Source organism: Paraburkholderia unamae (assembly GCF_003268775.1).
Classification (GTDB): Bacteria; Pseudomonadota; Gammaproteobacteria; order Burkholderiales; family Burkholderiaceae; genus Paraburkholderia; species Paraburkholderia unamae.
This window is the reverse complement of sequence record NZ_QLSU01000024.1, coordinates 54,727-68,055: the sequence shown is the minus strand read 5'-3', so window position 1 is coordinate 68,055 and position 13,329 is coordinate 54,727. Positions and strand designations below refer to the sequence as shown.

The window sequence follows — 13,329 nt, the reverse complement described above, 5'->3', positions numbered from 1 at the left end:
GGGTGTCGACAGCGCGCACAGCGATGGATCACGGCATCAATCCGAACCTAGTGCGGACCTAGATTTCACAGTATCCGTGCGAGCAAGGTCGGGCCGGAGTGGACGGGCTTGCGAGTGAGATCGACAGTCAGACCCAGGCCGAGGTCTCGGAGTTTTCGTCATCAGTCCGCGTCCTTGCATAGCAGTCGAGGCGAATCTTCATAAGAGTGGCTAAATGCGATAGGAAGGTAAACCGCCAATTTGAGCCCCGGGTCATCATTGGCCTGGAATGTCGCATATTCGAAACAGATAGGACCCTCGCTCGGGTGATGAAGCCGCTTGGTTCCCGACGAGGCCGATTGAACAGCGTGAACTTTCCACCAGTGCCCGAATTCGCCGCACCCTTCCCGCACCCGTTCCAGCAATTGCACGAAAGCGCGGTCGTATGCCCAAAGATCGTACGTCGGCCGGAACAACGCGACGAGCCGCTGCGCTTCATTCGACCAACTTTCTCCGAATACGCGCCGTGCGCGGTGGTCGGTGAGCATGTAAAACAGCAGGTTCCGGTCCTCGGGAGACATCTTGTCAAACTCGAAGAGCCGAGCCGCTGCATCGTTCCAGGCCCGGATGTCCCAACGACGACCTGTGATGTACGCGGGATGCGGCAGGCTATCAACGAATCTCTCTATCGTGGAAGGCACCTTCTCGCGAAAGAACGCAGGCTGACTCTTCACATCAGCGAGACGGCGCAGGTGAGCATGCTCCACCGCGTTCAGTCTGAGTGCCCTTGCCAGGGCATCGATCGTGGTGGGCGAAGGCGCAACCGCGCGGCCCTGTTCGAGCTTGATATACCACTCGGTGCTGATTCCCGCCGCTTCGGCGACTTCCTCACGGCGCAACCCAGGGGTGCGGCGGCGCCCTCTCGCCGTTCCGCTCGTGCCCGGATCGAGCCTCTCACGCCGTGCCCGCAAAAAATTACCAAGCGCGATGTTGGGCGCGGTCAAGGCCTTGCTCCAAAGTAGCATAGTCTCATACTAGTATGATGCCGGCTCTGGAGACGATTGTCGAGGCTTCGTATTCTGCTCAGACGCGATCAAGGGAGGCGATATGAAGGCAGTGATACTTAAGGAATTTGGAACTCCGCTCCAGGTGGGCGAAGTCAATGACCCGGTGCTTGGAACGGGCGAGGTCATCGTCGACGTCGTGGCCGCGCCTGTCCTGTCCTACACAGACGAGGTTTTCAGCGGCAAGCGGCGCTACTCGCTCAAGCTGCCCACCATTCCTGGCTGCGGTGCGATCGGTCGTGTAGGAGCGGTCGGCCCCGACGCCACCAAGCTCGCAATAGGCGACTGGGTGTTCTGCGATCCGACCGTACGTTCGCGAGATGATGCCCGGACGCCCGACATCACACTGCAGGGATGGAGCGCGCGCGGCGAAGGGGGCCTCAAATTGCAGAGCTATTTCGGCAACGGCCCTTTCGCTAGCCGCATGCGGGTTCCCACCGAGAACGCCATTCCGATCGGCGCGATTGAGGAGAAAGACGCAGGTCGATGGTGCGCACTGGTAACGCTTCTGATCGCCTATGGTGGACTGCGTCGCATGGAACTGCAGGCTGGCGAGACACTGCTCGTCAGCGGCGCAACCGGGAACTTTGGCAGTGCCGCTATCGCCATCGCCATGGCGATGGGCGCGGGGCGTGTTCTCGCCGCCGGCCGCAATGCCCAGGCCTTATCCGAACTCGTCCACCGTTTCGGACAGCGCCTATGCCCCGTTCATCTCACTGGCGACGCCGAGATGGATGCCGCAGCCATGCGACAGGCTAGTCCGCAGCGGATCGACGCGGTACTCGACTTCCTGCCTCCGTCGGCGCCCGCTTCACTGGCTCGCACCGCACTCATGGCGGTGCGGCCATATGGCCGCACCGTTCTGATGGGCGGCGTCGGGATGCTGGGAGGCGAGGATCTCGCATTACCCTATCCCTGGATCATGCGAAACCTGATCACAGTTTCAGGACAGTGGATGTATTCACGCGAGATCATCCCGGACTGCATCGCGCTTGTGCGCAGTGGTCTTCTACAACTGGAACATTTCGCATTGGCCGAATTTGCGATAGAGGACATTAATCACGCGATCGACCATGCCTCGACGCACGCCGGCGCCTTCAATCTCACGGTCGTCCGTCCGTGACCCCATCGGGATAACTCATGACTTCATCAAATCTGAACGTCGTGAAGGGTGGCCCGGCTGAGCGCAGCACGGTCATTCTCATACATGCGGTCGGACTCGACCTGACCTACTGGGATCGTCAGATAGAAGCCTTGACGGCGCACCATCACGTCGTCGCGCTAGACCTCCCCGGCCACGGGCGTTCCGCGCGTGCGCCACATAGCGGCAGCATCGCCGATCTTGCAAGCGATGTGGCCACGGTGATCGACGATCTCGGTTCCTTGTCGGTGCATGTCGTGGGCCATTCCTTTGGCGGCATGGTCGCCCAACAGCTCGCAATCTCTTACCCGGACCGCGTACGAAGCCTGACCCTTGCGGCCACGGCTGCCAGCTTTTCGGACGAAGCTAGAGGCTACCTGCGCGGTCACAGTTCTGCAATACGCGCTCAAGGTATGAGCGCGGCACTCCCATCGCTACCGCTGTCGCTCGCGGACAGCACCCGCCAGCGGCGCCCCGATCTTCTCGAACGGCTCACCAAGACGATGCTTGCCATGGATCCCGACGTCTATGCGGTAGCTTGGACAGAGATTGCCAATTTCGATGCAACGGACCGTCTCAGCGGCATCCGATGTCCCTCCTTGATTCTAGTGGGCGACGAGGACCGCAACACGCCACCGGATGCGAGTGCTCCCCTCGCACGGGATATCGCGGGAGCCGCGATAGTTGTGATTGCCGGTGCCGCGCACATGCTGCCGATGGAGGAAGCGGAACGCTTCAACGAGGAACTCATAAGGTTTCTTCGAGCCGTTGAGGCCAGAGCGACCCTCGGTCTCACTTGAATTTCAGCCTAGGCTTGGGTTGTGTCCGTGTTGTCACCATATTCCCCCGGGGCGTCAGAATTTCCGTGTTCGAGGCGGGTTGAAATTCACACGAATGGTCGAACGAATCGATCCTCAGAGAGGATCGCGAACTGGCTCATGGCGACCTTCCAGTCATGAGCGGCGCGGCCCCAATCGGCAGTGATGTTGCGCAGTGCCAGCCAGATAGGCTTCGTTGCCGCTTCATTGGTCGGGAAGTGGCAGCGGGTCTTGATGATCTTGCGCAGCTGCGAGTTGATATTCTCGATGGCGTTCGTAGTGTATATAGCCTTGCGCACAGCCGGTGGAAAGGCGAAAAACGGAATCACGCGATCCCAGGCGCTGCGCCAGGCGGCGTTGACCGGCGGGAATTTCCGGCCCCATAGTCCCTCGGCAAATGTATCGAGCTCGGCCTGGGCGACCCAGTCGATGATCGTCTGTGCGGTTGGCTCGAACTCGCGGGCGAACTCCTCAGGCGTTCGGCCGGCCTTCACCAGTTCGACCATGTGGGCGCGGAATTCCAAGGGGTATGGGGTACGATGCTTGCCCATTTCGGCACCTCCTCTTCAAAAAGAATAGGTGTCCGTTTTCGCGGGTCAACTTCACATTGGCTCAAGCGGCCGGCCCTGGCATGCTGTCACTTCGGCCATGACCTCGTCAGTAGCCGAGCTAATGCAGCCGCAAGCCAAACCCGGCGCTCTAGCACGATGAGATCAGAACGTGATCGAAGCCCAGAAGGCCAAGCGCGACGCAGCGAACAGTATCGCCGACCCGAAAGAACGCGACGCCGCTCTCGCGAAGATCGACGCTGACAATGCGGCCATCGTGCAGAAGGCGCTCGACAGTGACAAGGTGCAGGCGAAAATCTCGGCCATGAACAAGCACCAGCTTACCCAGTTCAGCAACGCGGCGTTTTCCTATATGGTCGGCGTGCTGAAGGACAAGCAGCTGGCAGATGAAAGCTCCTCGCTGGTTTCCGGCGCGACTGCGAATCCGACGCTGCTCCCGCGCCTCTCGTCGCTCAAGGACGTGGTTTCGTCTGTCTCGTCGCAGGCGAGCAATTCCGCCAGAATCGCCGACGGCCTGGTCAAACTGGCTCAGTCCGGCAAGTTCAGCAAGCTGCCGACCTCTGCGTCCGATACGCCCAAGGAAATGGCGACCATGACTGTCCGCGCCGACGGAATTTTGAGCCACCGGGCCGATTGAATTTTGAGCCGGGGTGGAGGCCGGTCTGAAGCAGGACCGGTTGTGGATAAGTGTATGGGTTTCGGGGGTCGTTGTCCTCCTGCGTATGAGGGTGCGTTGCGCAGGGGAAGCTGCGAAGGGCGTAGCCCGTAGCAGATTCCCCTGCGCTTGCGAACGACGTCAGGCTGATTCGGCCGCGCTCGCGCCGTCGCCTCTGCGCTCCGCTTCGCGCGACCGGATGCGTTTCTTTGCACTGGCGCTGCTATGCCGGAAACGGTAGCTTTCGTTGCCGGTCTCCACGATGTGGCAGTGGTGCGTCAGCCGGTCCAGCAATGCCGTGGTCATCTTCGCGTCGCCGAATACACTGGACCATTCGGCGAAGTCCAGATTCGTTGTGACGGCAACGCTCGTATGCTCGTACAGGCGGCTCAGCAGATGGAACAGCAACGCCCCGCCGGCCTGGCTGAAGGGCAGATATCCGAGTTCATCCAGAATGACCAGGTCGAGACGCAGCAGGCTCGCAGCGATCCGTCCGGCGCGGCCCTGCGCCTTTTCCTGCTCCAGTGCGTTGGCCAGATCCACGGTCGAGTAGAAGCGCACGCGCTTGCCGTGGTGCATGATGCCGGACGCGCCGATGGCCGTCGCCAGATGCGTCTTGCCCGAGCCCGGGCCGCCAACCAGAACCAGGTTTTGCGCGCCCTCGGTGAACGTCATGCTGGCCAGTTGCATGACGAGTTGGCGATCGACCGGCGAGCCATCGAAGTCGAAGCCGGCGATGTCCCGATGCACCGGGAACTTCGCCGCGTTCATCTGGTGGCTGACCGAACGCACGGCCCGATCCGCACTCTCGGCCTGCAGCAGCCGTTCAAGCAGCCACTGCGAAGACGCCACCTCGACGTTACCCTGTTCGAGCAGTTCGCCCCAGCCCGCAGCCATGCCGTGCAGTCGCAACTGTTTGAGTTCGACGATCAGATCACGCATGACCGGCCTCCGGCTGTTGCAGCGCCGGGCGCAGCCCGTCGTAGCGCGATGTGTCGGCCAGCGGCGGGGTCGTCAGTTGTAACGCCGTATCGATCTTCGGCGGCATCTGCACACTGCGCATGCGCGACAGCACGTTCACCACATGTTCGACGCTCACGCGCCCGGAGGGCGCGCCTGCTCAAGTGCCAGCTCGACCGCAATCAGCACGGCGTCCAGGCCGGTTTCCGGCACCAGCGCCAGAACTTTCGCCATCACGCGCTCGCCGCCCGTTTCGCGCAGCAGCGCCCGGCGCAGGCGTTGCTGCGGCCCGGGCATGTGTAGGAACGGCGCGCCGTTGCGCAGTGCGCCGGGCTTGCGCTGGATCAGCGGGATGTAGTGCTGCCAGTCGTAACGCACCAGACCTTCGTCGGCCAGCCGTTCGTGTTCGGCCACCACGGCGTCATCGCCCACTACGGCGACGCGACCCGGATAGAGCCGCGTGCTGAGCATCTGGCCAGCAAATTCGCATGGTACCGAGTAGCGGTTGCGTCCGATCACCACCAGGCACGTCGACGACACCCGGGCCGCGCGTTCAACGTAACCGTCAAACGGTGCCGGCATCGGCATCAGATGGGCGCGCTCCTGCTCGAAGACGTCGGCAATGCTCAGCTCCAGATAGTCCGGATGCTTCACCTGCTCCCACAACGACCGGCACCGGCTCGCCAGCCATGCATTCAGATCGGCGAAACTGCCGAATCGCTGCTCGCGCGCTTCAATCCAGATACGCCGGCGGCTGTCCTGCACGTTCTTCTCGACGACGCCTTTCTCCCAGCCGCTGGCCACGTTGCAGAAGTCCGCGTCAAACAGGTAGTGCGCGCACATCACCGCAAAGCGCGAATTGACGGTGCGGCCCCGGCCTTTGTGGACCTTGTCGACCGCCGTCTTCATATTATCGTAGATGCCACGGCGGGCCACCCCGCCGAAGGCCGTGAACGAGCGCGTATGCGCGTCGAACAGCATCTCGTGACCCTGGCTCGGGTAGGCCACGAGCCAGAACGCCCGCGACGCGCACAGCTTCATGTGCGACACCTGCAGCTTGCGGTAAATGCCGCCGACAACCAGTCCTTCCTCGGACCAGTCAAACTGGAACGCTTCGCCCAGCTCGAATCGCAACGGCACAAACGCCGACTTAGAAACCGCCTTGCCTTCGCCTTGTCGCCAGCCCCGGATGAAGTCGGTCACCCACGAATAGCAGCCGTCGTAGCCGCTCGCCTTGATCTCCTGGAACAGCATCCAGGCGGTGCGCCGTTCTTTCTTCGGTCGCCGTGCATCCACGCTGAGCGCCTGCACCAGTGCCTCATGAAACGGCGTCAGCCGGGTCGACTGCGCGCGCCGCTGATACTTCGGTTCTTCCTGAACATCCATGTTCAGGTATTTGCTAATCGTGTTGCGCGACAGGCTTGTGAGACGCGCTATCTCGCGTACCGACTTGTTCTGCCGCCGCACCTTGCCAATCATGGTCATCGGGATCATCCCCAAACACCCTGCCTGAAAAACTAGCAGGATAGGTCGATTGCCCGGCTCAATTTTCAGTCGGCGCGATCCCTACAAGTGGCTCAATTTCCGGTCGGCGTAAACAAATACGGATGCCGAAGCCAGATGAACCAGCAGTTTGAAGACGGGATCGGCTCGCATGTACGCGTACCTAACTTTATTCGGCGCATATCGAGATCCTGGTGCGCAACGCACGAGGCCGACTTCTGCAATCTGGTGCTGAACCGCATTCGTGCCCAGCGCCACCTTCAACTTGGCAATGCCACGGTGGCCGATGGCGACCGACGGCAATTGGGCGCGGCTAAACCAGATCGCGCGACAAACGAATCAGGAACTCGCGCAACCATTTGTGGCCGTCGTCGGCGTGGCTCCGTACGTGCCAATAGAGCGACAGGACGATTTTCGGCAAAGCGACCGGCGGCTCGAACACGGCCAGCGGTAAAATCACTGCGCCGAAGCGAGCGAGACGCGCGGGCACGGTCGAGATCATGTCGGTCGCCGCAACCACAGACAGCAGCGGCACGAAGCTCGGCATGCGCAACTCGACCTCGCGGACCCGGCCTTGCTCGTGTAACGCCAGATCGATCGGCGTCGAGTACATGTTGGCGCCGAACGGCAGCACCTGCACATGCGGCAGTTCCGCGAAAGCATCAAGCGTCAAGCCACCATCGCGCAGGCGGGGATGATCGGCACGGGCGATAGATACGTAGCGGTCCTCGATCATCACGCGCGTGCGCAGGTTCTGCGCCGCGCTCGGGATGAAACCGATCGCCAGATCGATGTCACCATCGCTCATCCAGCTCTCCATCCTCGCGATAGGCGGCTTGAAGACGATGCGCACGCCGGGCGCCTGGCGCGCGAGCTCGAGCGACAACCTTGGCAGCAAGAACTGCTCGACAAAGTCAGTGCCGATGATCGTGAAAGTGCGACGACTGGTGGCCGGATTAAAGTCGAGAGATGACCTCTCCAGCATGTTTTCGATGTCGAGCAGAGTGCGATCGAGTTGACCAAGCAGTTGCTCAGCCTTCGCGGTCAGACTCATCCCGCGCGAGGTGCGGACCAGCAGCGGATCGTTGAAAAGCACGCGCATGCGCGCTAGCGCGGCGCTCATAGCGGGTTGCGTAACGCCAAGCTTCTCGGCCGCGCGCGTGACGTGCCGCTCCGAGAGCAACTCGCGCAGTGTCACAAGAAGATTGAGATCGACCTCACGCAGCTTCATCCCACAAGGCTAACACAGGTGCCCACTCAACCAATTTACGCGAACGGAAGCCGCGTGGACGCCAGTCCGGCGACCGCCTGACGCGTGATTTCCAGGCCATGCGCGAGGACCGATTCACGCCAGATCCGCGATACCAGCACTAACGTGTCGATCATATCGGCGCAGGATGCGATCGCGGACCGGATCCTGCCGACGCGCGTATGGCCGCCAGAAACGCATCCACGAATCGACTGTTAGCGCCATGGCGACGTCACGGCCCCGCGTGCCGAGTTCGATCACCGCGCCGATCAACGGGCGGCCGACGAGGAATTGTCTCAGCCCGGCGAATACCAGCCCGTGGTACTGCGGTCGCGCCAAGCCAAGCGGCCGCTGGCCCTTGACTCGTTCGCTTCCCCACCACGCGCACGACATTTCGCGCTCCGGGGAATCGTCGTTATTGACGCACAGGAAAAACGGCGCACCGTACTCGCCTGCCGGTATGCCAGTCGACCAGTCCGATGCATTCGGCAGCGCCCAGATGACACTCCACGCTGCCCTCCAGCGTCGGGTTCGACTACTCGCGCTGCGTGCTGCCAAACATCATCCCCTGCGAATGCGTGTACTGCCCATGTGCGAGGGTATCGAACAGCACATCGTCGCCGTGACGATCTCGGATGCGCGTGATCGCCGAAACACCCGCAGCCAGGCTCGCGCGATCCCACTTTGACGGGATCAGCCACTGATCCAGCGCGCTGTCGTGCTCGTTCAAGGGAAGTACAAGATCGAACGCGATGAAGTTGCGATCGAGATCAACTTCGTTCGTGCGAGTCTTATGTGCGAAGCCGTATGGATTCAGTGCGTGAATCATCAACATGCCGACGTCGTCCAGAAGCTTGCGCGCCGACGACAACAGTAGCCATCCGACTTGCAACGCCGAACCGGCTGGGCCCTCGAGGCCGTGCGTATCGCTGATGGCAACCAGCACGCGTCGTGCGGTTGGCGCCCCGAGTTGGGCGACGTCGATGCTGAGGAACGCGCCATGCCGGCCGCTCGCACGCGCATGCGCATGGCGGGTCACGCGCGCGTTAACGGCTCGCGCTCCCGTAGTGCACCGGTCCTCGCGGACGCGTAGTCCTCGGTGAAGCAGTCCCAGTAACTGTGTGCGTCACCGGCCAGACCATAAAGGCCGGGTGCCGGGGCGTCAGCGCGAGGCGCGCGGTTCGAGTTCATATTCGCGTCCACGAAGTAATCATTGGTCAAACTGGATCACCCCCGAATTCAGGCAACGAAGACTAGTGCGACACCCATCGCATGTCGAGCCTCGACCATCACCGAGCGTTCGTTCAGCGTGCAAAACGGAATGTGGCTGCACGTCAGGACTTCGCGCGTCGCAAACAACGATCGCGTGGCGAAACGTAATGCGACCATTTGCTCGAGTGCGTTGGCGCCGCCGTAACCGTATCGCCGGCGCACTAGCCGTGCCGGGATGAACGACAGGCGGGTCGGACCGGCGTCGATGTGAGTGGTATCGATGCCCGACTGGCTCATGCCGAACGCCTGGCCGTAGAGCGAAGCGGCATTGCGCGGGTTCTCGCTACTGATATCCACGCCGATCAGCTCGGTGACGCCGTTCGCATGATGCCGCCACTCGTCGCGCCAGACGAGCTCCGGCGTGTAATGATGGCAATAGAACAGCCGCGCGTTGGCAATCCAGTCGGCCCGCAACCGGAAGATCCGGAAGCGCGCACTCGCGATCCCAGCCGCGTGGGCAACCGGCCGATCTAAATCGGCTGGGGGGCCATCGAGCAGGCCCAGCGTTGACCAGCGCGCCGCCACCTTGTCCGGCTCGCCGCCGCCCAATGCCAGCGCACGCAATCCGACTGGCGCGTCGACCAGATCGGACGGCGGGCACGCGTTATCGCCGACGAAGCCAAGCAGTTCCAAATAAGTGCGACCGAAAATCGCCAGATAATTGCTGGTACCAACCGAATGGTGGCCGCGATGCGTCAGATCGAAGCCGAGGCGCCGGTACAGGTGCCGGGCTTGGTCGAGACCATTGCGCACGTTGATGACAGCGTGATCGACGGTGCTGGCAGTCACGATCATCGTTGCGAAGTGAAGCAGACCTCGCCCCGCGGAGTGTCGAGCACGGCGACAAAACCCGCAGCGACGGCCCCCTGCACGTCGATCTCGATGCCGATGGCGTCATAGATCCGCGCCACTGCGCGCGCCTTTGGATGCTGCACGGCAAACTGCTTCAGCGTCGCCCCGCCCGGCGTCGTGGCCGCTGGATGCGGCGAGCCTTGCCAATCGATTGCGAACGGAATCGCCGCACCGAATTCAGCGTGACTGAACTTCGCTATAGTCCATGCCAGCCGTACGCCGTCCGGTCGCGTGCGTGACATCGGACGCCGCTCGATGACGCTGAGACCAGCTTGCTCGGCTGCCGCACACGCTGCTTCGAGATCGAGCGTTTGCACCATGTAGCTGAGAATGGTCGGCTGTGCCAATGCGGCGATCGCTGCAGCCAGCCCGCCGCGGGATTCGGGTTGAGCCGGATCCGGCGCAACGATTTCAAAAAAGCTGCTCGGACTAAGGCCAGACAAGCGGTTTCGCGTCCCAAAGCCCGCATGGCTGCCGCCGGTCACCGGTGCAATACCGGTGAGGGTCTCGAACGACGCGCACGCCGCATCCAGATCGGGCGCGCCCCAGGCAATGTGATCGAGTAACATTGTTGTCATTGGAAAGTCCTTAATTTGATTGATCGAGTTGATCTGACCGCGACGCTTACAGAAACAGCTCGTCGGGATCGCCGTTAAGCATGGCCTGCCCGACCGCTTCAAAATGGGCTGTGCGCGACTGCAATTGCTGCGATAGCGTATGGATATCGCGGAAGCGCCGCTCGAACGCGCTACCGACGAAGATCGCCGTAGTGCCGGCGCCCCGATATGCGGCGTCGGCCACTTCCACCGCGGTCTGGATCGCGTGGGTCGCCGCCAGGCGCACGCTCAACCGGTCGTCGAGCGCGATCGGCCGAATCTCGTCCGCGCGGTGCCAGACCGTCTTCAGGACGTCAATCAACCATGTGCGCGCCGCTCCGAGCCGGGCCTCGAGGCGCGCATATTCGCCTTGGACGACAGGATCATCGGCGAGTCGCTTGAGACCTCGCGGCGTCTTATGGGTCGCGAGATCGGCGAATGCGTCGAGCAGTCCGCGCGCCAGTCCCAGCGCGACCGCGGCCACGCCGACGGCGTGCAGCCCCTGTGTGGTGAATGCATAAAGGGGGCCGGGCTCTTGCCGCAGCGACGGGTCCTCGCCGAAAGTGCCGCTAAACGCTTCTGGAATGAACAGATTGTCGACCCGATAGCCCTCGGAGGCAGTACCGCGCATCCCGAGCGTGTGCCAGTTGTGCACCGGCTCGGTATGAGACTTGCGGAACAACAGCGAACGCACCGTCGGACGGCCGAAGCGATTCAGACGCAGCGCGCCGTCCGGCTCGACCACCTGGCAATGCGCGGCGAGCCAGTCGGCTTGACGGCTGCCACTGCAGAAATTGGCCCCTCCATTGATCCGGTAACCGCCCGGCACGGCAAGCGCCTTGAACTGATGGGGTGGACCCGATGCGACGATCGAGCGCGGATCGCCAAAAATCTCCGCGGCAGCTTCATGTGGAATGTACGGAACGATCAACGTGTGACTGTTGGCGACATACATGTTCCAACCGACTGCGCCATCGTGTCGACTCAGTTCTTCGATGACCTCGACATAGGTCCAAGGCGTCGCTTCCTCACCGCCGATCGAGCGCGGCAGCAGGATACGCGCGATTCCCGTGGCGTGGATCCGTTCGAGCAGCGCGTTCGGAAAATCCTGAAGCCGCTCGATTTCGTCGGCCAGCGCATCGATCAGCGGCCCCAGATCGCGAGCTCGCTCGGTCGCGTTCTGCGCAAAGGTTCGGGGTAGCACAGCTTCCAATCTCAGTTCTCCTATCAATAGATGATGCGCGGTAGGGAGTTTAATATCGGCGCATCATTGCACAACGCACACCCAGCAATCACCTGATACCCCTCAAGCATATCGGCGCGCGTCACGCTTTTTACTCTGGCGCTGCCTCTTCGCGGTGTGGCAAGGTCAGCACGATCAGCGCGGCGACCACGACCAGCGCCGAGATTGCCAGCAACGCACCGGTGAAACTACCGGTCGAATGCTTGATGCTACCCATCATATAGGGCCCGACAAAACCACCGAGGTTGCCGAGCGCACTAATAATGGCGAAGCCGCCAGCGGCTGCGGCGCCGGACAGAAACGCCGCGGGCAAGGTCCAGAACACCGGCAGTGCGGCAAACACGCCAAAGCTCGTCACCGACAGCGCAATCATCTTGGCGACCGGATCATCGAGAAAGGTCGATGCGGCCAGCGACACACCGGCGATCAGAATGCCGAGGCCGACGTGTTCCTTGCGTTCACGCAATCGGTCGGAGCGTCGTCCCCACCAGATCGAGCCAATGGTGCCGAGAAGATACGGGACTGCGGTGACGAAACCCACCGCAGTCAGGCTCAAATTGAAGTCACGGACGATCTGCGGCATGAAGATCGCCATGCCAGAGATCGCCGCCGCCATGCCAAAGCACACACAGGACAACAACAAGACCCGCGTGTCGAGCAACGCTTCCCGCACGCCGTAGTTCTTGAGTGCAACGCGCAAACGACGTTCCGTTGCCATACGCTCAGTCAGCCAGTCGCGCTCGGCCGGGGAAAGCCAGCGCGCATCCGCCGGCCGGTCCGCCAGATATTGCAGCACGAGAAAGGCGAGTACGAGCGTTGGGCCCCCTTCGATGACGAAAAGCCACTGCCAACTCGCCAGTCCGGCAACCCCATCCAGATGTTTCATCAGCAGTCCGGACGCGGGGGCGCCAAGCACTGACGAAAACGGCACTGCCGCCATGAAGTAGCCGATGACCCTGGCTCGGTAGTTCGCGGGAAACCACAGCATCAGGTAATAGAGAATGCCCGGAAAGAAGCCGGCCTCGGCCGCGCCGAGCAACATACGCAGCACGTAAAACACCTCAGTGGCCGCCAGATGCGTGGCCGCTGCGATCGACGGAATTGCCGCCATTGCGATGGACAACACGCCCCAGCTGAACATGATCCGAGCGATCCATTTGCGCGCTCCGACGCGCTCCAGCAGCAGATTCGACGGCACCTCGAAGATGAAATACGTGAGGAAGAAGACGCCCGCGCCAAAGCCGAACGCCGCAGCATCCAGGCCGAGGGTGTGATTCATCGTCAACGCGGCAAAGCCGACGTTGACACGATCGATGTAGGCAAAAAAATAGCATACGATCAAGAACGGCACTAAGCGGATGGTCGCTTTCCTAATTGTTGTGCTTTCCAGCAAATTCATTCACCTGCCTCCAATTTGCAAATATCGTT

Annotated in this window: 12 protein-coding genes and 3 pseudogenes; 4 read left to right on the top strand and 11 right to left on the bottom strand. The window is 61.8% G+C overall.

Annotated elements, in window-relative coordinates; all coding sequences use genetic code 11:
• Positions 1–161: 161 nt before the first annotated feature.
• Positions 162–983 (bottom strand): helix-turn-helix transcriptional regulator, encoded by an 822-nt coding sequence (locus C7401_RS31230; RefSeq protein WP_112175325.1) that lies wholly within the window; start codon positions 981–983, stop codon positions 162–164.
• A 103-nt stretch (positions 984–1,086) separates the two neighbouring features.
• Between C7401_RS31230 and C7401_RS46300 the strand changes: the two are divergent.
• From C7401_RS46300 to C7401_RS31220, 3 genes and pseudogenes are all read left to right on the top strand, one after another.
• A pseudogene (locus C7401_RS46300) lies at positions 1,087–1,488 on the top strand (alcohol dehydrogenase catalytic domain-containing protein); the annotation flags it as partial.
• Between the two features lie 90 nt (positions 1,489–1,578).
• On the top strand, positions 1,579–2,166 hold the full coding sequence (locus tag C7401_RS46295; RefSeq protein ID WP_444980877.1) for a zinc-binding dehydrogenase: 588 nt from the start codon (positions 1,579–1,581) through the stop codon (positions 2,164–2,166).
• A 17-nt stretch (positions 2,167–2,183) separates the two neighbouring features.
• Positions 2,184–2,984, top strand: coding sequence for an alpha/beta fold hydrolase (locus tag C7401_RS31220; RefSeq protein ID WP_112175258.1), 801 nt, complete (start codon positions 2,184–2,186; stop codon positions 2,982–2,984).
• A gap of 86 nt (positions 2,985–3,070) precedes the next feature.
• On the opposite strand, the pseudogene C7401_RS31215 reads toward C7401_RS31220, so the two are convergent.
• Positions 3,071–3,424, bottom strand: a pseudogene (locus tag C7401_RS31215) (transposase); the annotation flags it as partial.
• Between the two features lie 298 nt (positions 3,425–3,722).
• Here C7401_RS31215 and C7401_RS31210 point away from each other — a divergent pair.
• The gene (locus C7401_RS31210; protein WP_112175257.1) at positions 3,723–4,208 is read left to right on the top strand and encodes a hypothetical protein; all 486 of its coding nucleotides are present in this window, start codon (positions 3,723–3,725) and stop codon (positions 4,206–4,208) included.
• Positions 4,209–4,367: 159 nt separating this feature from the next.
• Here the strand turns inward: C7401_RS31210 and istB are convergent, their stop codons facing one another.
• The 9 genes and pseudogenes from istB to C7401_RS31170 all read right to left on the bottom strand — a co-directional run bounded on the left by istB (position 4,368) and on the right by C7401_RS31170 (position 13,300).
• Complete coding sequence (gene istB / locus C7401_RS31205; protein WP_112175256.1) at positions 4,368–5,168, bottom strand: IS21-like element helper ATPase IstB; 801 nt, start codon at positions 5,166–5,168, stop codon at positions 4,368–4,370.
• A pseudogene (gene istA, locus C7401_RS31200) lies at positions 5,161–6,671 on the bottom strand (IS21 family transposase). Before istA ends, istB begins: the two are co-directional and overlap by 8 nt.
• A gap of 331 nt (positions 6,672–7,002) precedes the next feature.
• A complete protein-coding gene (locus C7401_RS31195) occupies positions 7,003–7,920 on the bottom strand; it encodes a LysR family transcriptional regulator (RefSeq protein WP_112175255.1) in 918 nt (305 codons plus the stop codon).
• A gap of 114 nt (positions 7,921–8,034) precedes the next feature.
• Positions 8,035–8,496: a DUF2817 domain-containing protein gene (locus C7401_RS45725; protein ID WP_258397300.1), complete on the bottom strand. Its 462-nt coding sequence runs from the start codon at positions 8,494–8,496 to the stop codon at positions 8,035–8,037.
• A complete protein-coding gene (locus tag C7401_RS45720) occupies positions 8,474–8,977 on the bottom strand; it encodes a DUF2817 domain-containing protein (RefSeq protein WP_258397299.1) in 504 nt (167 codons plus the stop codon). Before C7401_RS45720 ends, C7401_RS45725 begins: the two co-directional genes overlap by 23 nt.
• Before the next feature lie 200 nt (positions 8,978–9,177).
• Positions 9,178–9,999, bottom strand: a complete 822-nt coding sequence (locus C7401_RS31185; protein ID WP_181565740.1) for a VOC family protein — start codon at positions 9,997–9,999, stop codon at positions 9,178–9,180.
• Between the two features lie 2 nt (positions 10,000–10,001).
• Positions 10,002–10,640, bottom strand: coding sequence for a VOC family protein (locus C7401_RS31180; RefSeq protein ID WP_112175253.1), 639 nt, complete (start codon positions 10,638–10,640; stop codon positions 10,002–10,004).
• Positions 10,641–10,686: 46 nt separating this feature from the next.
• Positions 10,687–11,862, bottom strand: a complete 1,176-nt coding sequence (locus tag C7401_RS31175; protein ID WP_258397307.1) for an acyl-CoA dehydrogenase family protein — start codon at positions 11,860–11,862, stop codon at positions 10,687–10,689.
• Positions 11,863–11,992: 130 nt separating this feature from the next.
• A complete protein-coding gene (locus tag C7401_RS31170; RefSeq protein WP_112175251.1) occupies positions 11,993–13,300 on the bottom strand; it encodes an MFS transporter in 1,308 nt (435 codons plus the stop codon).
• Between the last annotated feature and the right edge of the window lie 29 nt (positions 13,301–13,329).

Excerpts from the sequence above, each read along its gene's own strand:
- C7401_RS31170 (WP_112175251.1), bottom strand. The coding sequence starts at position 13,300 with ATGAATTTGCTGGAAAGCACAACAATTAGGAAAGCGACCATCCGCTTA.
- C7401_RS46295 (WP_444980877.1), top strand. The coding sequence starts at position 1,579 with ATGGAACTGCAGGCTGGCGAGACACTGCTCGTCAGCGGCGCAACCGGG.
- C7401_RS31220 (WP_112175258.1), top strand. The coding sequence starts at position 2,184 with ATGACTTCATCAAATCTGAACGTCGTGAAGGGTGGCCCGGCTGAGCGC.
- istB (WP_112175256.1), bottom strand. The coding sequence starts at position 5,168 with ATGCGTGATCTGATCGTCGAACTCAAACAGTTGCGACTGCACGGCATG.
- C7401_RS31180 (WP_112175253.1), bottom strand. The coding sequence starts at position 10,640 with ATGACAACAATGTTACTCGATCACATTGCCTGGGGCGCGCCCGATCTG.
- C7401_RS31195 (WP_112175255.1), bottom strand. The coding sequence starts at position 7,920 with ATGAAGCTGCGTGAGGTCGATCTCAATCTTCTTGTGACACTGCGCGAG.